The organism is Allobosea sp. GW822-FHT05A11, assembly GCF_058800455.1.
Genome location: NZ_JBXAMI010000002.1, coordinates 519,039 through 535,550, shown reverse-complemented (window position 1 = coordinate 535,550; position 16,512 = coordinate 519,039). Strand labels below are relative to the sequence as shown.

Below are 16,512 nucleotides of genomic sequence, written 5' to 3'. Positions count from 1 at the left end.
GGTTTCCGAGCATGTCCCGCGACACTGTCGCTGCCCCTATTCATCGTCAAGCGGAAACTCCGCGTTCGCCGCAACGCGGACGCTGCGCGCTCAGCAAACGTTCCAGCTCGCCATCAAAAGCTCACACGAAATCGAACCGGTCGACATCGACCAGCCCCTTGTCGGTGATCTTGAGATGCGGGATCACGGGCAGGGTCAGGAAGGCGACCTGCAGGAAGGGCTCAGCCAGTACGACGCCGAGCGTCTTCGCCGCGGCACGTAGCTTTTCAAGATCGTGCCTGACTGCCTCGAAGGGCTGTTCGCTCATCAGCCCGGCGACCGGCAGGGCCAGTTCCGCCGCGACCTTGCCGCCATCGGCCACGGCAAAGCCGCCGCCGATCTCGATCAATCGGTTGGCGGCAGCCGCCATCGAGGGCTCGTCAACGCCGACGACGCAGAGATTATGGCTGTCATGGCCGACGGAGGAGGCGATGGCGCCACGCTTCATGCCGAAGCCATGGACGAAGCCGCCCGCAATGCCGCCATTCTTGCCGTGCCGCTCGATCACCGTGACCTTGATCGCATCCTGCGCGAGGTCGGGCAGGGCCTCGCCGTCGCGCGAGGGCAGGGCCATCGCCAGCCGCTCGGTGATGATCCGCCCGGGCACCACGCCGATCACCGGCGTCTCGCCGTCGCGGGCCTTCACCGCGAAATCGGCCGGGGTGAGCTTGCGGCTCTTCACGCTGCCGAGTCCGACCGGAGCGATCGTCGCCCGGTCCGCGAACAGAGACTCCTCGACCAGCCGGCCGCCGGTCAAGACCTGCTTCACCGAGCAGGCGGCGAGGTCCTCGACCAGCACGATATCGGCGCGCTTGCCCGGCCCGATGAAGCCGCGATCGAACAGCCCGAAATTCCGCGCCGCCGACAAGGAGGCGATGCGATAGGTCGCCAGAACATCCGCGCCCTCGGCGATGGCGGTGCGGATCATGTAGTCGAGATGGCCCTCCTCGCCGATATCGAGCGGGTTGCGGTCATCGGTGCAGAAGGCGAGGAAGGGCGAGGTATCGCGCGAGATCAGCGGGATCAACTGATGCAGGTCCTTCGAGACCGAGCCCTCGCGGATCAGGATCGCCATGCCCTTGGCAAGCTTCTCGCGGGCCTCGTCGGCGGTGGTCGTCTCGTGGTCGGTGCGGATGCCCGCCGCGAGATAGGCGTTGAGGTCCATGCCACGGACAAGCGGCGCATGGCCGTCGATATGGCGATGCGAGAAGGCTTCGAGCTTGGCGAGGCAGCCGGGGTCGCGATGGATCACGCCCGGGAAATTCATGAACTCGGCCAGTCCGATCACCTTGGGGTGATCCATCATCGGCGTCAGGTCGGCGGCTTCGAGTCGGGCGCCTGCGGTCTCCAGATGCGTCGCAGGCACGCAGCTCGAGAGATTGACGCGCAGATCCATCCGCATCGCCTCGGCGCAGGCGAGGAAATAGCGGATGCCCTCGGTGCCGAGCACGTTCGAGATCTCGTGCGGGTCGCAGATCGCGGTGGTGACGCCATGCGGCAGCACGCAGCGCTCGAATTCGAGCGGCGTCACCAGCGAGGACTCGATGTGCAGATGCGTGTCGATGAAGCCGGGCACGGCGATGAGACCCTTGGCGTCGATGACGCGCCTGCCTTCATAGGTCCCGTAGGTCCCGACGATGGTGTCGCCACAGATCGCGATATCGCTCTCGACCAGCGCGCCGGTGACGAGGTCTAGGAGCTTCGCGCCCTTGACGACGAGATCGGCCGGCTCGTCGCCATGCCCCTGCGCGATCCGGCGGGCCAATTCTTGACTGGAGACCGTGGTTGCGTCGGTCATGGGACGATTCCGTAGGTTTGACATCGCGCCAACCTGCCTCTCTCCGCCCGCAATGTCGACTTGGTCGGCGGCCCGGATCGGCCTAGATAGAGGCCGGCATTTCGAAAGCCCGGAGCCTTCGCATGAAACTCACCTGGTACGGCCATTCCGCCTTCCGCGTCGATCTCGACGGCGCTGCCATCCTGATCGATCCGTTCTTCACCGGAAATCCGGCCTTCGAGGGCGATGTCGCCGCGATCTCCAAGGGCATCAGCCATATCGTGGTCACCCACGGCCATGGCGACCATGTCGGCGACACGCTCGATATCGCCGGGAAGAACGGTGCGACCGTCATCACGAACTACGACCTCGCCATGCATCTGGCCTCGCAGGGCCTGAAGAATTTCAGCCCGATGAACACCGGCGGCACGGTCGATCTCGGCCCGTTCAGCGTCACGCTCACCCGCGCCGATCATTCGGCCGGCATGGGCGAGGGCGGCGTCAACGTCCCCGTCGGCAGCGCCAATGGCGCGATCATCAAGGCCAAGGGCGAGAAGACGCTCTGGCACATGGGCGACACCGACATCTTCTCCGACATGGCGCTGCTCAGCGAGATCCATGGCGTCGAGGCTTGCATCTGCCCGATCGGTGACCGTTTCACCATGGGCGGCAAGGTCGCCGCGCTGGCCATGACCCGCTTCGTCAAGCCGAAGCTGGCGATCCCCAGCCATTACGGCACCTTCCCGATCATCGACCAGAATGCCGACGCCTTCGTCGCCGGCATGCAGGGCAGCGGCATCGACGTGATCCTGCCGAAGAAGGGTGAGGCTTTCGCGATCTGAGCCGGAGAATCCGGCCTGATCGATCAATGCTGATTTACGTTTGCCCGTTCGCCGCGCTATAGCGCGGCGAACCGTTTTCCGGCGCGTGATCCGCGCCCTATCCAGGAGTCCGCCATGTCGGTCGATCTCGCCACCGTCAAACGCGTCGCGCATCTCGCGCGCATCGCCGTGCCGGAGGCCGATCTGCCCAAGCTGCAAGGCGAGCTCAACGCCATTCTCGGCTTCGTCGAGCAGCTCAACGAGGTGAATGTCGACGGCGTCGAGCCGATGACCTCGGTGACGCCGATGGCGATCATGCAGCGCGAGGACGTGGTCAATGACGGCGAGATCGCCAACGCGATCGTCGCCAACGCCCCGGCCTCCGAGGACAACTATTTCATGGTGCCGAAGGTGATCGAGTGAGCGGCCGCTAGCCGCGCGCTTTCGATCATCCCGGATGCGCGTTGCGATCCGGCCCTTGCGACCAGATAATTCCGGAATTCTCCCGTGACCGATCTCACCCGCCTGACGCTGACCGAGGCCCGCGACGGCTTGAAGGCCAAGACCTTCTCCGCGACCGAATTGACGAAGGCGCATACCGCCGCCGTCGAGAAGGCCCGCGCCCTCAACGCCTATGTGCTGGAAACTCCCGAGCACGCCCTGAAGCAGGCTGCCGCCTCCGACGAGAAGCTCGCCAAGGGCGAGGCTGGCCCGCTCGAAGGCCTGCCGCTCGGCATCAAGGACCTGTTCGCGACCAACGGCGTGCGCACCACCGCCTGCTCGAAGATCCTCGGCAACTTCGTGCCGGCCTATGAATCGACCGTGACGAGCCAGCTCTGGCGCGACGGCGCGGTGATGCTCGGCAAGCTCAACAACGACGAATTCGCCATGGGCTCGTCCAACGAGACCAGCGCTTTCGGCAATGTCGTGAACCCGTGGCGCCGCAATGGTTCCAATGTCGGTTCTGGCGCCGGTGGCGCCGTCGAAGGCAACCATCTCGTGCCGGGCGGTTCGTCGGGCGGTTCGGCTTCGGCCGTCGCCGCCGGTCTCTGCTTGGCCGCGACCGCGACCGATACCGGCGGCTCGATCCGCCAGCCGGCCGCCTTCACCGGCACGGTCGGCATCAAGCCGACCTATGGCCGCTGCTCACGCTGGGGCACGGTCGCCTTCGCCTCCTCGCTCGACCAGGCCGGGCCGATCGCCAAGACCGTGCGCGACGCGGCGGTGATGCTGCGCTCCATGTCCGGCCACGATCCCAAGGACACCACTTCGGTGGATATGGCCGTGCCGGATTACGAGGCCGCGGTCGGCCGTTCGGTGAAGGGCATGAAGATCGGCATCCCCCGTGAATACCGGCTGGACGGCCTCAATGCCGAGATCGATGCGCTCTGGCAGCAGGGCATCGAATGGCTGAGGGCCGCAGGCGCCGAGATCGTCGAGATCTCGCTGCCGCATACCAAATACGCCCTGCCGGCTTATTACATCGTCGCCCCGGCCGAGGCCTCCTCGAACCTCGCCCGTTATGACGGCGTCCGCTACGGCCTGCGCGAGCAGGGCAAGGACATCGTCGAGATGTACGAGAAGACCCGCGCCGCCGGCTTCGGCGCCGAGGTCAAGCGCCGCATCATGATCGGCACCTATGTGCTCTCGGCCGGCTATTACGACGCCTATTACGTCCGCGCCCAGAAGATCCGCACGCTGATCAAGCGCGATTTCGAGGCGGTCTATGCGCAGGGCATCGACGCCGTGCTGACGCCGGCGACGCCGTCGGCTGCCTTCGGCATCGGCGAGAAGGGCTCGGCCGATCCGGTCGAGATGTACCTGAACGACATCTTCACGGTGACGGTGAACATGGCCGGCCTGCCGGGCATCGCCGTTCCCGCTGGCCTCGACGCGCAGGGCCTGCCGCTGGGCCTTCAGCTCATCGGTCGCCCCTTCGACGAGGAGACCTTGTTCTCGCTCGGCGAAGTGATCGAGCAGGCGGCGGGCCGCTTCCCGGTCTCCGAGCGCTGGTGGGGCTGAGCGGAGTTCGGCCGCCGGGCTGCTGACAGAATGCTTCGCCATCCGGACGCTTGGTGAAGCCGCCCCGTCCCGGGATGGCATGAGCTGCGCTCGGCCGTTAGGCTGCTTGCCTCTTCAAAGGAGACGGCGATGATCGTCAGCCGCGCGATGGCCTATGCCTGCCTGATGGTGTTCGCCGGCATGCTCGTGCTCATCGCCGCGCTGATGATCCTGCTGACGATCGTCCAGATGGCGCGTGGCGAGACGATTCCGGATTTGGGCGCTAGAGCGATCGGCACGGTGATCGCCGCCGGCCTCGCGCCGCTCTGCCGGGCATTGGCACGACGTCTGGTCTAGGCCGACCGGGCAGGGACGGCGAACGAAAAAGGGGCCGCATCGCTGCGGCCCCTTTCTTGTTTGGTTGTCCCGGGCCTTCCGTGGCCTCAATGCGCCCCGGTCGGCTGCCCCGCCGCGGCCTTGCGCTTCGTCCCGCGCAGATCCGCCAGCCAGCGCACCATTACGTAGAACACCGGCGTGAAGATGAGGCCGAAGAAGGTCACGCCCAGCATGCCGGAGAACACCGCGATGCCCATCGCCTGGCGCATCTCGGCGCCGGCACCGACCGAGACTGTCAGCGGCAGCACGCCGAGGATGAAGGCCATCGAGGTCATCAGGATCGGCCGCAGGCGGGTCTTGGCGGCTGCGATTGCCGCGTCGCGGCGGTGCATGCCCTCGTCCTCGGCCTGCTTGGCGAACTCGACGATCAGGATCGCGTTCTTGGCTGCAAGGCCGACGAGCACGACAAGGCCGATATCCACCAGGATGTTGCGGTCGAGCCCGGCGTAGTTCACCCCGAACATCGCGGCCAGGATACACATCGGCACGATCAAAATGACCGAGAGCGGCAGGAGCCAGCTTTCGTAGAGCGCCGCCAGCAGCAGGAAGACGAACACCACCGCCAGCCCGAAGGCGATCACCGCGGTGTTGCCTGCGAGCTTCTCCTGCAGCGCGATCTCGGTCCATTCGAAGCCGAAGCCGGCCGGCAGCCGCTCCGCCGCGATCTTCTCGACCGCCGCGATGCCCTGTCCGGTCGAGAAGCCGTGCGCCATCGAGAGCTGCACCTCCGCCGCCGGATACAGGTTGTAGCGCGGCACGCGATAGGCGCCGGTCGTGTCATGGAAGGACGCGACCGAGCCGATCGGCACCATCTCGCCATCCGCATTGCGGGTCTTGAGCGTGGCGACGTCGCGCGTGGTCAGGCGGAACGGGTTGTCGGCCTGCGCCGTGACGCGGAAGGTGCGGCCCAGCAGGTTGAAGTCGTTGATATAGGCCGAGCCCATATAGACCGACAGGGTCTCGAAGATGCGCGTCACCGGCACGCCGAGCATCTCCGCCTTGGTGCGGTCGATATCGGCATAGATCTGCGGCGTCTTGGTCGAGAACAGCGTGAAGGGCTGCTGGATGCCCGGGACCTGCGCGGCCGAGCCGGCGACGGTCCAGGCCGCCCCCTCAAGCGCCGCAAGCCCGCGTCCGCCGCGATCCTGCACGTAGCCCTTCAGGCCGCCGCCGGTGCCGATGCCCGGAATGGCCGGCGGCTCGATCAGCAGGGTGAAGGCCTCGGTGATCCCGAACATCTGCTGGCGCAGATCGTTCAGGATGCCCTGTGTGGTCAGGCCCTGCTTTTCGCGATCCTTGAACGGAGAGAGGGTGACGAAGGCGACGCCCGCGTTCGGCGCGATCGTGAAGGTCGCGCCGTCGAGGCCGGCGAAGGCGACGGTATGCGCCACGCCGGGGCGCGACTGCAGGATCTCGTTGGCCTTGCGCAGCACCGTGTCGGTACGTTGCAGCGAGGAACCCGGCGGCAACTGGATCACGGCGATGAAATAGCCGCGGTCGAGTTGCGGCACGAGGCCGGTCGGGGTCTTGCGGATATCGTAGACGGTTGCCGCGATCAGACCGGAATAGACGATCAGCAGGATCACCGCGATCCGGATGAGCCGCGAGGTGACGCGGCCATAGGTTCGCGACAGCCAGTCGAAGCCGGCGTTGAAATAGTGGAAGAACCAGCGGACCGGCGCGCCCAGCTTGTAGAGGAAGCCGTGCTGCTCGTGCTCGTCATGCTTCTTGTGCGCCTTGAGCAGGACCGCCGACATCGCTGGCGAGAGCGTCAGCGAGACGAAGCAGGAGATTGCCGTCGAGGCTGCGATCGTCACCGCGAACTGCTGGTAGAACGTGCCCTGCAGGCCGCTGATGAAGGCGGTCGGGATGAACACCGCGCAAAGCACGAGCGCGATGGCGAGCAGCGCGCCGCCGACCTCGTCCATGGTCTTGTGCGCGGCTTCCTTGGGCGTCATGCCCTCGGCCAGATAACGCTCGACATTTTCCACCACGACGATCGCGTCGTCGACGACGATGCCGATGGCCAGCACGAGCGCCAGCAGCGAGATCGTGTTGAAGGAGATGCCGACCGCGCTCATCACCAGGAAGGTGCCGACCAGCGAGACCGGGATCGCGACGATCGGGATGATCGCGGCGCGCCAGGTCTGCAGGAACAGGATGACCACGATCACGACGAGCACGACCGCTTCGAGCAGCGTCCGCACGACGGCGTCGACGGATTCGCCGATGAACTCGGTCGGGTTGTAGATGATGCGATGCTCGAGGCCGACCGGGAACTGCTTGGCCATGTCGGCCATCGTCGCGATCAGCTTGTCCGAGGTCGCGAGCGCGTTCGAGCCCGGGCGCTGGAAGACGCCGATGGCGACGGTGTTCTTGTTATCGAGATAGGCGTTGGTGGTGTAGTCCTGCGAGCCGAGCTCGACGCGGGCGATATCGCGGACGCGGATCGTGCCGCCATCGGCGTCCGAGCGCACGACGATGTTCTCGAACTCGGAGATATCCGTCAGGCGGCCGAGCGTGTTGACCGAGAGCTGGAAGGCCTCGTCCGACTTCGCCGGCGGCTGGTTCAGCGCGCCGGCCGCGACCTGGACGTTCGCCGCCCGGAGCGCGGCGACGACGTCGCCGGCCGTCAGGTTGCGCGCCGCCACCTTGGCCGGGTCCAGCCAGATGCGCATCGAGAAGTCGCGTGCGCCGAAGACCTGCACGTCGCCGACGCCGTCGACGCGGGTCAGCACGTCCTTCACGTAGAGCGAGGCGTAGTTGGAGATGTACTGCGCGTCGCGCGACCCGTCCGGCGAGATCATGTTGATGACCATCAGGAAGTCGGGCGAGGCCTTGCGCACCTGCAGGCCGAGCTGGCGCACCTCCGCCGGCAGGCGCGCTTCGGCCTGCGAGACGCGGTTCTGCACCAGCACCTGGGCCTGGTCGACATCGACGCCGGCCTTGAACACGACGTTGATGGTCACGCGCCCGTCGCCGGTCGACTGCGACGTGATGTAGAGCATGTCGTCGACGCCGTTCACCTCCTGCTCGATCGGCGTCGCCACCGTGGCGGCCACCGTCTCGGCCGAGGCGCCGGGATAGGTCGCGGTGATCGACACCGTCGGCGGCGCGATCTCGGGATATTCGGCGATCGGCAGCGAGCGCTGCGCAATGGCGCCGGCGATCGTCAGCAGCACCGAGAGCACGGTGGCGAAGATCGGCCGGTCGATGAAGAAATGGGCGAAGCGGAACATGGGAATGTCCTGGCCGGAATAAGGCGGGCGGGCGCCCGGTGGCGTCCGTGTTTCGATGCCGGGCCAGGCAGGGCCCGAGAGGCGGGCACCGGCTTTTGCGGAAAGCCGGTGCGGCAGGCGCTCAGTTGGTCGTCGCGACCTTGATCTCGCCGGGCTGCGGGGCGACGGTGACGCCCGGGCGGACCATCGGGTTGGCGGTGCCGCCGACGATCACCTTGTCCTCGGGCGTCAGCCCGGACCGGATCACCCTGAGACCTTCGCTGAGCGGCCCGAGCACGACCGGCTTCGGCACGACCTTGTTCTCGGGGCCGAGCGTCAACACGATCTTGTGGGCCTGGTCCGAGGCGATGACCGTGTCCGGCACCAGCAGCGCGTCGGATTCGCCGGCGTAGAAGCGCAGGCGCCCGAACACGCCCGGCGTCAGGAACTGGTCCTTGTTCTCGAACACGGCGCGGCCGCGGATCGTCGCCGAACGGGCGTTGAGCGCGTTGTCGAGGAAGTTGACCTTGCCGCGGCGGCCCCATTTGGGTTCGTCGGACAGGCGCACCTCGACCACCGTCCCGGCATCCTTGCTGGCCCCGTCGCGCGGATTGCTCATCCGGGCATAGCGCAGGTAATCGGCTTCCGAGACGTCGAAGGTGAAGTAGATCGGCGCGACCGCGACGATGGTCGTCAGCAGCGAAGCGCCCGACTGGCCGCCGGCGATCAGGTTGCCCGGATCGACGCGGCGGTTCGAGATGCGCCCGGCGAGCGGCGCGCGCACCTCGGTCCATTCGAGGTTGAGCTCGGCGTTCTTCAGGTTCGCCTCGGCACCCTGCAGCGACCCGACCGCACTGTTCAGGTTGGCGCGGCGCTGGTCAACGTCGCGCGCCGTGATCGTGCGGTTCTGGGTCAGGCCCTCGGCGCGCTCGACTTCGTTCTGGGCGAGCTCGACCTGGGCCTTGGCGCGCGCGACTTCGGCGCGGGCCACGTCGACGGCCAGTTTGTAAGGCCGCTGATCGATGGTAAAGAGCAGGTCGCCCTTCTGGACGAGCGAGCCGTCGGAGAAATGCACGCTGTCGATGAAGCCGGAGACGCGGGCGCGCACGTCGACCTGTTCACTGGCCTCGAAGCGACCGGTGTACTCGTCCCAGTTGGTGATGCGCTTGGCGAGCGGGTTGGCGTTCTGGACCGGAGGGGCCGGAGGAGCCCCCTGTGCGGCGGCGTCGAAAGCCGTCAGGGCGGTCGACGTGAAGATGGCGGTGAGCACCAGACCGATGAAACGGCTGCGTGACATGACGGAACTCCGGGTAACGAGCCGGCCCAACCAATGAGGGTTTCCGGCATTTTGCGCAAGAAGGGGTGGCGAGTGACGAATGTCAAGAACCATCACCCGTCAATCGGCGCGATATAGCGCCACATAAGCCACATTCCCGCCATCTGGTTGCAGGAGCGCAACGCGGTGGGCCATTTTCGCCTCTCGTGAGTGCCGTGCCGGTGCAACGGATGCTTGCCGCCCGCCCGCCGACATCGTAACGCGTAGGCGCTGGAGCACGCGCCGATCAGATTGCGTTGCAATATGATCGGGTCACGCGTCCTCTAATATAACTTGGAGACGGATTCATCGATCAGGTTTCGACGTGATCGGATCCGACTCTATCAGCCGGAAGAGTCCAGATGAACGCGCATGCCCGCCCCGCCGACCCGAAGAAGCTGATCAAGGGCGCGACCGGCGATTGGGAGATCGTGGTCGGCATGGAAATCCATGCCCAGGTCACCTCCAATGCCAAGCTGTTCTCCGGCGCCTCGACCGGTTTCGGTGCCGAGCCGAACGAGCATGTCAGCCTCGTCGATGCCGCCATGCCGGGCATGCTGCCGGTGATCAATGCGGAATGCGTCAGGCAGGCGGTGCGTACGGGCTTGGGCCTCAACGCGCAGATCAACAACCGCTCGGTCTTCGATCGCAAGAACTACTTCTACCCGGACCTGCCGCAGGGCTACCAGATCAGCCAGTACAAGAGCCCGATCGTGGGCGAGGGCGAGATCGTGGTCGACCTGTCGCCGACCGAGCAGATCACCGTCGGCATCGAGCGGCTGCATCTGGAGCAGGATGCCGGCAAGTCGATCCACGACCAGCACCCGACGATGAGCTTCGTCGACCTCAACCGTTCCGGCGTCGCGCTGATGGAGATCGTCTCCAGGCCCGACCTGCGCTCGGCCGAGGAGGCCAAGGCCTATGTCACCAAGCTGCGCACCATCCTGCGCTATCTCGGCACCTGCGACGGCGACATGGAGAAGGGCAACCTGCGCGCCGACGTCAACGTCTCCGTCCGCAAGCCCGGCGACCCGCTCGGTACGCGCTGCGAGATCAAGAACGTCAACTCGATCCGGTTCATCGGCCAGGCGGTCGAGACCGAGGCGCGCCGCCAGATCGGCATCATCGAGGATGGCGGCACGATCGATCAGGAAACCCGTCTCTACGATCCCGGCAAGGGCGAGACGCGCTCGATGCGCTCCAAGGAAGAAGCGCACGATTACCGCTACTTCCCCGACCCGGACCTGCTGCCGCTCGAATTCGACGATGCCTTCGTCGAGAGCCTGAAGGGCGCGCTGCCGGAACTGCCGGACGCCAAGAAGGCGCGCTTCATCGCGACTTACGGGCTCTCGCCCTATGACGCCTCGGTGCTGGTCGCCGAGCGCGAGCAGGCCGATTATTTCGAGGAGGTCGCCAAGGGGCGCGACGGCAAGGCCGCCGCCAACTGGGTCATCAACGAATTGTTCGGCCGCCTCAACAAGGAAGGCAAGGACGTCACGACCTCGCCCGTCTCGGCCGCGCAGCTCGGCGGGCTCGTCGACCTGATCGGTGAGGGCGTCATCTCCGGCCGCATCGCCAAGGACCTGTTCGAGATCCTCTGGACCGAGGGCGGCGACCCGCGCGAGATCGTCGAGACCCGCGGCATGAAGCAGGTCACTGACACCGGCGCCATCGAGAAGGCCGTGGACGAACTGATCGCCGCCAATCCCGACAAGGTCGAACAGGTCAAGGCCAAGCCGACCATGCTGGGCTGGTTCGTCGGCCAGGCCATGAAGGCCTCGGGTGGCAAGGCCAATCCGCAGGCCCTGAACGAGATCCTGAAGCAGAAACTCGGCATCGAGTGATCATGTGACGCCAGCCGATCTCGTCATCCGCGACGCCGAAGCCGCCGATCTCCCGGCGGTCAGGGCGCTTTTGGTCGAGACCTGGCACGCCACCTATGACGGGATCTATGGCTGGCAGCGCGTCGCCGAGATCACCAATGCCTGGCACTCTCTCGAGAACCTGAAGGCGCAGCTCGGGCGCGACGAGGGTGTCTTCCTCGTCGCGCTGGTCGGCGAGGAGATCGTCGCGACGGCCTCGGCCCGGCAGGAGCGTGACGGCGCGGCCCTGCTGACGCGGCTCTATGTCCTGCCGACCCGGCAGGGCGTCGGCATCGGGCGCACTCTGCTGCAGGTCGCGCTGGCCTGCTTTCCGGAGGCGCCGGTGGCGCGGCTCGAGGTCGAGAGCCAGAACGAGCCGGCCATCACCTTCTACGAGCGTATGGGCTTCTTCCTGCAAAGGCAGGCGCGCTTCGACGGGCGTGACGATACGCCCAATACGCTCCTGATGGCGAAGCGCCTCTTCGTCGCCTGACGCAGGCACCCAACAAACGAGACAGGCCTATGACGAAAACCGACGCTTCCGAAATCCGCATGCGCGAGGCGGTCAGGGCCGACGTATCGCGCGTCGCAGCGCTGATCATGCATGGCGCTTCCGTGCAGAAGCGCACGCCGGGAGAGATCGTGGCCGAGGCGCAGGACCCGGTCTATCTCAAGGCCTTCGATGTGATCGCGGCCAACCCCTACAACACGCTCTTCGTCGCAGAACATGAAGGCAAGGTCATCGGCACCTACCAGATCACCATTCTGCCGGGCCTGGCCGAGCGCGGGCGCATCCGCGCCAAGATCGAGAGCGTCCATGTCGCGCCGGAATGCCGTGGCCGCGGCATCGGCGCGATCATGATGCGCCATGCGCTTGCCTTCGCCGCGGAGAAGGGCGTCGGCCTCGTCGAACTGACCTCGCACAAGGCCCGGCCCGACGCGCATCGCTTCTACGCTGGCCTCGGCTTCGAGCAGAGCCACGAAGGCTTCAAGATGGCGCTCTCGCCCTGAGCGAGCCCGCCGTCAGGGCATGGCGCGGTCGCGCCGAAAGCGCACCGCAGCCCCTTACGGGGCCTTCGGAAGCTTCCTAGGTTCGGAGACGAGGCCTCCCGCCTGAAAGGAAGCGACCGATGTCCGCAGCCCCCGCCAAGCCGATCGACCTGTATTACTGGCCGACGCCGAACGGCACCAAGATCACGATCATGCTCGAGGAGACCGGGCTGCCCTACGCCATCGTTCCGGTGAACATCGGCAAGGGCGACCAGTTCAAGCCGGACTTCCTCGCGATATCCCCGAACAACCGCATGCCGGCGATCGTCGATCCCGACGGGCCGGGCGGCAAGCCGATCTCGGTCTTCGAATCCGGCGCAATCCTGCAATATCTCGGGCGCAAGACCGGAAAGTTCTATCCGCAGGACGAGCGTGGCCGCGTCGAAGTCGACGAATGGCTGTTCTGGCAGATGGGCGGTTTCGGCCCGATGCTCGGCCAGACCCATCATTTCCGCCTCTACGCGCCGGAGAAGGTGCCCTACGCCATCGATCGCTACACCAACGAGACCAACCGCCTCTATGGTGTGCTGAACAAGCGTCTCGAAGGCCGCGACTATATCTGCGGCGATTATTCCATCGCCGACATGGCCTGCATCGGCTGGGCCCGTGGCTGGGAAAAGCAGGGCCAGGATCTGAAGCAGTTCCCGAATGTCGCGCGCTGGCTGGAGACCATGCAGGCGCGCCCGGCCGTGCAGCGCGGGCTGAAGATCGGCGAAGAGCTGCGCAATCCGGCGGGCATCAGCACGCCGGAGGAAAAGGCGATCCTGTTCGGCCAGAAGGCGCGCTGAACACGGGCCGTCATGCCCCGGCTTGACCCGGGCATCTCAGGACGAGAGGTCGCCTCTTCCGGCATGAGATCCTCGGGTCTGCGCTTCGCTACGCCCGAGGATGACGTTTTCCCGCCGTTGGCGGCAAAACGTCAGTTCATCCGGTTCCACTTCACCGAGCGGCAGATCAGCCCGCCCATGACGCAGCCTGCGGTGGTCAGCGTGCTGCCCGAGAGCGTCATCGTCCCCGAATAGGTCTTGCCGTCCTCGGGATTGAAGGCGCTGCCGCTCCACTTGTTCGCGCCGTTAGGCTTCATGTCGTAGAAGATGCGCTGGCCGACCTTGGCCGGCCCGTTCGTCTCCTTGAGCCAGGAGAGCGAGCCGCAGAGGGCCTCGCCACACTTCGTGAAGCGCACGCGCGAGGCGCCGGTATCGCGCTCCCAGGTGCCGACCACGTCCTGCGCTGCAGCAGTCGTGACGCTCGCCAGCAGGCCCAGTGTCGCGAAGGCGGCAAGCTTCGATCCGGTTCCGTGATGCATCCGATCCTCCCGTGTCCGACCAGCTATGCCTGCATGGTTCAGATATGAACTATATCCGGGATCGAGCCCGTCTCCAAGCTGCCGCAGCGGAAGAGGTTTCCGCCGCTTCCGCCGCGCAAGGTGAATCCATTCTCAATGCGCCCCAGGGTGACGCAAGATCAGGGTATTGAGATTATTGCGAATTTCGCGATTCCGGGGTGAATCCTTCGTTGATTTAACCGCCCGCTTACGTCTCGTTGAGACTCGATTCATCGCGAAATTTAGGAGGCATTTTAAAGATCGAACCCACTCTCGCAGTCATCAGCCGGGGCCTTTGGACGGGTGGCCGGCACAACGACAAGAGGGTGGTTGTCATGGCACGCATGGAGATGAGCGCTGTTCCTGCTTCGCTGGTGATCCCGGCGGAGGTGTCGGCGGAAGCCTATTACGAACTCGGACTGATGCACGCTTCGGGGCGGGCGGGAGCTGTCGATCTGGTCAAGGCGCAGATGTGGTTCAACGTCGCCTTTGCCCGCGGCTGCGCCCGGGCTGCGGCGCACCGTCAGGAACTGGCGCTGGAAATGGATCGCGATCAGATCGCGTCGGCGCTGCGCGAGGCCCGCGCTTTCCTGACGCGGCACTGAGGCCACGCTCGGTATCCGGAGGATGCCGCCCTGCTGCGCCGTTCAGAACGCCGCGATGCCGCCGGAAGGCGGGGGCTGGTTGCCCCTGCGGTCGCGGGTGATGGAGTCCGGTGTCACGAGCAGGATTTGACAAAGCATTGCCAGGCAGCTGGCGAAGGCGAGAGCAATGAGCACCATGGATCGGCTCCTTGTCGTCAACGCCCGATCCTAACATGGAATTGATCCGCCGGCTCATGGATTCCGGGCATGATGGCCCGGCGCACAAGCCTTGTAGGGTGCGAAGGTGGTCGCTATAAGCGCGCCACATTTCCCTTCTCCGTACCCCTTCCAAGGATCGATCGATGGCTGTCCAGCGTACCTTCTCCATTCTCAAGCCCGATGCGACGAAGCGCAATCTCACCGGCGCGGTCAACGCGGTCATCGAGAAGGCCGGCCTGCGCATCGTCGCGCAGAAGCGCATCCAGATGACCAAGGCCCAGGCCGAGACCTTCTATGCGGTCCACTCGGCCCGTCCGTTCTTCGGCGAGCTCGTCGAGTTCATGACCTCCGGCCCGGTGGTCGTGCAGGTTCTGGAAGGCGAGGACGGCATCGCCAAGTATCGCGAAGTGATGGGCGCCACCAACCCGGCCAACGCTGCCGAGGGCACCGTCCGCAAGCTCTTCGCCCTCTCGGTCGGCGAGAACACCGTGCACGGCTCGGACGCTCCGGAGACGGCTGCGATCGAGATCGCCCAGTTCTTCGCTGGCAACGAGATCGTCGGCTGATCCCAGCCGCAGCTTGAAAAGCAGAAAGGCGGGCCGGTATCCGGCCCGCCTTTTCTTTTGCGGTTTGGGGACGTCATGGCAGGGGGAGCCCCCGCCATGGCGCGGCGGCTCGTCAGAGCCCGAAGGAGTAGCTCGTTCCCGTGTCGAACGAATAGCTCGCCGACAGGCCGAAGGTGAGCGAATCGCGTGAGCCGAACGGCCTGACGATCGGCGAGCGCGTGGCGTCGCCGACAAGGCGCTTGTATTCGACATAGGCCGTGGTCTTGAGCTGGTCGGACCAGTGATAGGTCACTTGCGCCAGGGCGCCGACCGTGTGGACGCCGGCGTTGTAGCGCTGTAGCAGGCCGCCGGTGCCCGGCTGGGCGCCGCGGGTGCCGAAATAGGTCCGGACGTAGTCGGCCGAGGTGATCCGCATGCGCGGGCCGATGCCGAGCGTCCATTGTCCGACGGTCGAGAAGGCGTCGAGCTTGAAATCGGCGACGACGCCGTCATGCGCGACGACGCCGCGGCGCAGGTCGACGCGGCCGCGCAGCCAGGAGGTCGGGTAGAACTCCGCGAAGCCGCCGAGCTCGGCGCCGAACTTGGTTGCAGGCACTGCCACGAGGGCCGGATTGACCTTGGCCGAGCGCTTCCAGAGCAGGTCGCCCGAGAAGCCGATGCGCCAGCCCTGGCCGGAGAAGACGCCGATGCTGAGCATCGTATCGTCCTCGGCGCTCCACCAGGTGCTCTTCAGGCCCTTGCCCAGCGAGATGATCGGGCGGGCCCGGAAGACGTAATCGTCCGAGCCGGTGTAGTCGGGCTGGTAGCGTACGCCGGCGCCGACCGTGATGTACCAGTTCTGCGCCGACTGGGGGGAAGTCAGGGTCGAGTAGTCGCTCGACTGGGCCTGGGCATAGCCAGGCAGCGACAGGGCGAGGCAGGCCGAAAGGCCCGCCAGATACGCAACGCAACGCATGATCCAGAACTCCGACGCGACGGCGTCTCCGATAGGGTATGCCGCAATCTGGCGGAGGAGGTTTAATGCGCGGTTAAGGTTCCCATTTCGTTATCTTCAACATTTTCAAGTGGTTGATCTTAGGGGGCTTTCACGCGCCATCAGCTTCTGCGCGGTTTCGCTCTGTCCCGGCGGCGAGGCGGGACCAAGCTGCCGGCTGGCCGACACGCCATGTCGAGCCGTTCGAAAGCGCCAAACAGCACTCCGCCTCCGGCTGCCAAGCCTCCGCGTGCATACTGGCCCTGCCGAAACGAGGGTGGCGCATCGCTCGATGGCTTCTTATCTCCGTTGCGATGCACAATTTATGCTGCGTCGCAGCTAGACGGTGAGGCTGACATGGCAAAAA

General features: G+C 65.8%; 16 protein-coding genes. 10 read left to right on the top strand and 6 right to left on the bottom strand.

The genetic code is table 11. The features are described from left to right. Positions 1-121 precede the first annotated feature (121 nt). On the bottom strand, positions 122-1,837 hold the full coding sequence (ade, locus tag AC1RLU_RS07835; RefSeq protein ID WP_492794846.1) for an adenine deaminase: 1,716 nt from the start codon (positions 1,835-1,837) through the stop codon (positions 122-124). A gap of 122 nt (positions 1,838-1,959) precedes the next feature. Here ade and AC1RLU_RS07830 point away from each other — a divergent pair, with 122 nt between their 5' ends. From AC1RLU_RS07830 to AC1RLU_RS07815, 4 genes are all read left to right on the top strand, one after another. Continuing rightward, positions 1,960-2,658, top strand: coding sequence for a metal-dependent hydrolase (locus tag AC1RLU_RS07830; protein ID WP_492794845.1), 699 nt, complete (start codon positions 1,960-1,962; stop codon positions 2,656-2,658). A gap of 114 nt (positions 2,659-2,772) precedes the next feature. After that, positions 2,773-3,060, top strand: a complete 288-nt coding sequence (gene gatC / locus AC1RLU_RS07825; RefSeq protein WP_492794843.1) for an Asp-tRNA(Asn)/Glu-tRNA(Gln) amidotransferase subunit GatC — start codon at positions 2,773-2,775, stop codon at positions 3,058-3,060. An 84-nt stretch (positions 3,061-3,144) separates the two neighbouring features. Then, positions 3,145-4,659: an Asp-tRNA(Asn)/Glu-tRNA(Gln) amidotransferase subunit GatA gene (gatA, locus tag AC1RLU_RS07820; protein WP_492794842.1), complete on the top strand. Its 1,515-nt coding sequence runs from the start codon at positions 3,145-3,147 to the stop codon at positions 4,657-4,659. Positions 4,660-4,788: 129 nt separating this feature from the next. Next, positions 4,789-4,995 carry a hypothetical protein gene (locus tag AC1RLU_RS07815; RefSeq protein ID WP_061963828.1) on the top strand — a complete coding sequence of 69 codons (207 nt, stop codon included), beginning with the start codon at positions 4,789-4,791 and terminating at the stop codon, positions 4,993-4,995. A gap of 86 nt (positions 4,996-5,081) precedes the next feature. On the opposite strand, the gene AC1RLU_RS07810 is transcribed toward AC1RLU_RS07815, so the two are convergent. Beyond that, on the bottom strand, positions 5,082-8,273 hold the full coding sequence (locus AC1RLU_RS07810) for an efflux RND transporter permease subunit (protein ID WP_113587390.1): 3,192 nt from the start codon (positions 8,271-8,273) through the stop codon (positions 5,082-5,084). A gap of 121 nt (positions 8,274-8,394) precedes the next feature. After that, positions 8,395-9,549: an efflux RND transporter periplasmic adaptor subunit gene (locus tag AC1RLU_RS07805; RefSeq protein WP_492794841.1), complete on the bottom strand. Its 1,155-nt coding sequence runs from the start codon at positions 9,547-9,549 to the stop codon at positions 8,395-8,397. Positions 9,550-9,929: 380 nt separating this feature from the next. Between AC1RLU_RS07805 and gatB the strand changes: the two genes are divergently transcribed. The 4 genes from gatB to AC1RLU_RS07785 all read left to right on the top strand — a co-directional run bounded on the left by gatB (position 9,930) and on the right by AC1RLU_RS07785 (position 13,267). Beyond that, complete coding sequence (gene gatB / locus AC1RLU_RS07800) at positions 9,930-11,411, top strand: Asp-tRNA(Asn)/Glu-tRNA(Gln) amidotransferase subunit GatB (RefSeq protein ID WP_492794839.1); 1,482 nt, start codon at positions 9,930-9,932, stop codon at positions 11,409-11,411. Positions 11,412-11,415: 4 nt separating this feature from the next. Further along, positions 11,416-11,922 (top strand): GNAT family N-acetyltransferase, encoded by a 507-nt coding sequence (locus tag AC1RLU_RS07795; protein ID WP_061963820.1) that lies wholly within the window; start codon positions 11,416-11,418, stop codon positions 11,920-11,922. Positions 11,923-11,951: 29 nt separating this feature from the next. Further along, the gene (locus AC1RLU_RS07790; RefSeq protein WP_492794838.1) at positions 11,952-12,440 is read left to right on the top strand and encodes a GNAT family N-acetyltransferase; all 489 of its coding nucleotides are present in this window, start codon (positions 11,952-11,954) and stop codon (positions 12,438-12,440) included. A gap of 119 nt (positions 12,441-12,559) precedes the next feature. After that, the gene (locus tag AC1RLU_RS07785) at positions 12,560-13,267 is read left to right on the top strand and encodes a glutathione S-transferase N-terminal domain-containing protein (protein ID WP_492794837.1); all 708 of its coding nucleotides are present in this window, start codon (positions 12,560-12,562) and stop codon (positions 13,265-13,267) included. Between the two features lie 131 nt (positions 13,268-13,398). Here the strand turns inward: AC1RLU_RS07785 and AC1RLU_RS07780 are convergent, their stop codons facing one another. Beyond that, positions 13,399-13,785 (bottom strand): DUF2147 domain-containing protein, encoded by a 387-nt coding sequence (locus tag AC1RLU_RS07780; RefSeq protein WP_492794836.1) that lies wholly within the window; start codon positions 13,783-13,785, stop codon positions 13,399-13,401. Between the two features lie 368 nt (positions 13,786-14,153). Between AC1RLU_RS07780 and AC1RLU_RS07775 the strand changes: the two genes are divergently transcribed. Beyond that, the gene (locus AC1RLU_RS07775; protein ID WP_492794835.1) at positions 14,154-14,408 is read left to right on the top strand and encodes a hypothetical protein; all 255 of its coding nucleotides are present in this window, start codon (positions 14,154-14,156) and stop codon (positions 14,406-14,408) included. 42 nt (positions 14,409-14,450) lie between these two features. On the opposite strand, the gene AC1RLU_RS07770 is transcribed toward AC1RLU_RS07775, so the two are convergent. Beyond that, a complete protein-coding gene (locus AC1RLU_RS07770) occupies positions 14,451-14,585 on the bottom strand; it encodes a hypothetical protein (protein WP_274532841.1) in 135 nt (44 codons plus the stop codon). A 164-nt stretch (positions 14,586-14,749) separates the two neighbouring features. Here AC1RLU_RS07770 and ndk point away from each other — a divergent pair, with 164 nt between their 5' ends. Beyond that, complete coding sequence (ndk, locus tag AC1RLU_RS07765) at positions 14,750-15,172, top strand: nucleoside-diphosphate kinase (RefSeq protein WP_061963812.1); 423 nt, start codon at positions 14,750-14,752, stop codon at positions 15,170-15,172. 112 nt (positions 15,173-15,284) lie between these two features. On the opposite strand, the gene AC1RLU_RS07760 is transcribed toward ndk, so the two are convergent. Continuing rightward, a complete protein-coding gene (locus AC1RLU_RS07760) occupies positions 15,285-16,127 on the bottom strand; it encodes a MipA/OmpV family protein (RefSeq protein ID WP_492794833.1) in 843 nt (280 codons plus the stop codon). Positions 16,128-16,512: the final 385 nt, after the last annotated feature.

Excerpts from the sequence above, each read along its gene's own strand:
- AC1RLU_RS07790 (WP_492794838.1), top strand. The coding sequence starts at position 11,952 with ATGACGAAAACCGACGCTTCCGAAATCCGCATGCGCGAGGCGGTCAGG.
- ade (WP_492794846.1), bottom strand. The coding sequence starts at position 1,837 with ATGACCGACGCAACCACGGTCTCCAGTCAAGAATTGGCCCGCCGGATC.
- ndk (WP_061963812.1), top strand. The coding sequence starts at position 14,750 with ATGGCTGTCCAGCGTACCTTCTCCATTCTCAAGCCCGATGCGACGAAG.
- AC1RLU_RS07760 (WP_492794833.1), bottom strand. The coding sequence starts at position 16,127 with ATGCGTTGCGTTGCGTATCTGGCGGGCCTTTCGGCCTGCCTCGCCCTG.
- AC1RLU_RS07780 (WP_492794836.1), bottom strand. The coding sequence starts at position 13,785 with ATGCATCACGGAACCGGATCGAAGCTTGCCGCCTTCGCGACACTGGGC.
- gatB (WP_492794839.1), top strand. The coding sequence starts at position 9,930 with ATGAACGCGCATGCCCGCCCCGCCGACCCGAAGAAGCTGATCAAGGGC.
- AC1RLU_RS07770 (WP_274532841.1), bottom strand. The coding sequence starts at position 14,585 with ATGGTGCTCATTGCTCTCGCCTTCGCCAGCTGCCTGGCAATGCTTTGT.
- AC1RLU_RS07805 (WP_492794841.1), bottom strand. The coding sequence starts at position 9,549 with ATGTCACGCAGCCGTTTCATCGGTCTGGTGCTCACCGCCATCTTCACG.
- AC1RLU_RS07785 (WP_492794837.1), top strand. The coding sequence starts at position 12,560 with ATGTCCGCAGCCCCCGCCAAGCCGATCGACCTGTATTACTGGCCGACG.
- AC1RLU_RS07775 (WP_492794835.1), top strand. The coding sequence starts at position 14,154 with ATGAGCGCTGTTCCTGCTTCGCTGGTGATCCCGGCGGAGGTGTCGGCG.
- gatC (WP_492794843.1), top strand. The coding sequence starts at position 2,773 with ATGTCGGTCGATCTCGCCACCGTCAAACGCGTCGCGCATCTCGCGCGC.
- AC1RLU_RS07815 (WP_061963828.1), top strand. The coding sequence starts at position 4,789 with ATGATCGTCAGCCGCGCGATGGCCTATGCCTGCCTGATGGTGTTCGCC.
- AC1RLU_RS07830 (WP_492794845.1), top strand. The coding sequence starts at position 1,960 with ATGAAACTCACCTGGTACGGCCATTCCGCCTTCCGCGTCGATCTCGAC.
- AC1RLU_RS07810 (WP_113587390.1), bottom strand. The coding sequence starts at position 8,273 with ATGTTCCGCTTCGCCCATTTCTTCATCGACCGGCCGATCTTCGCCACC.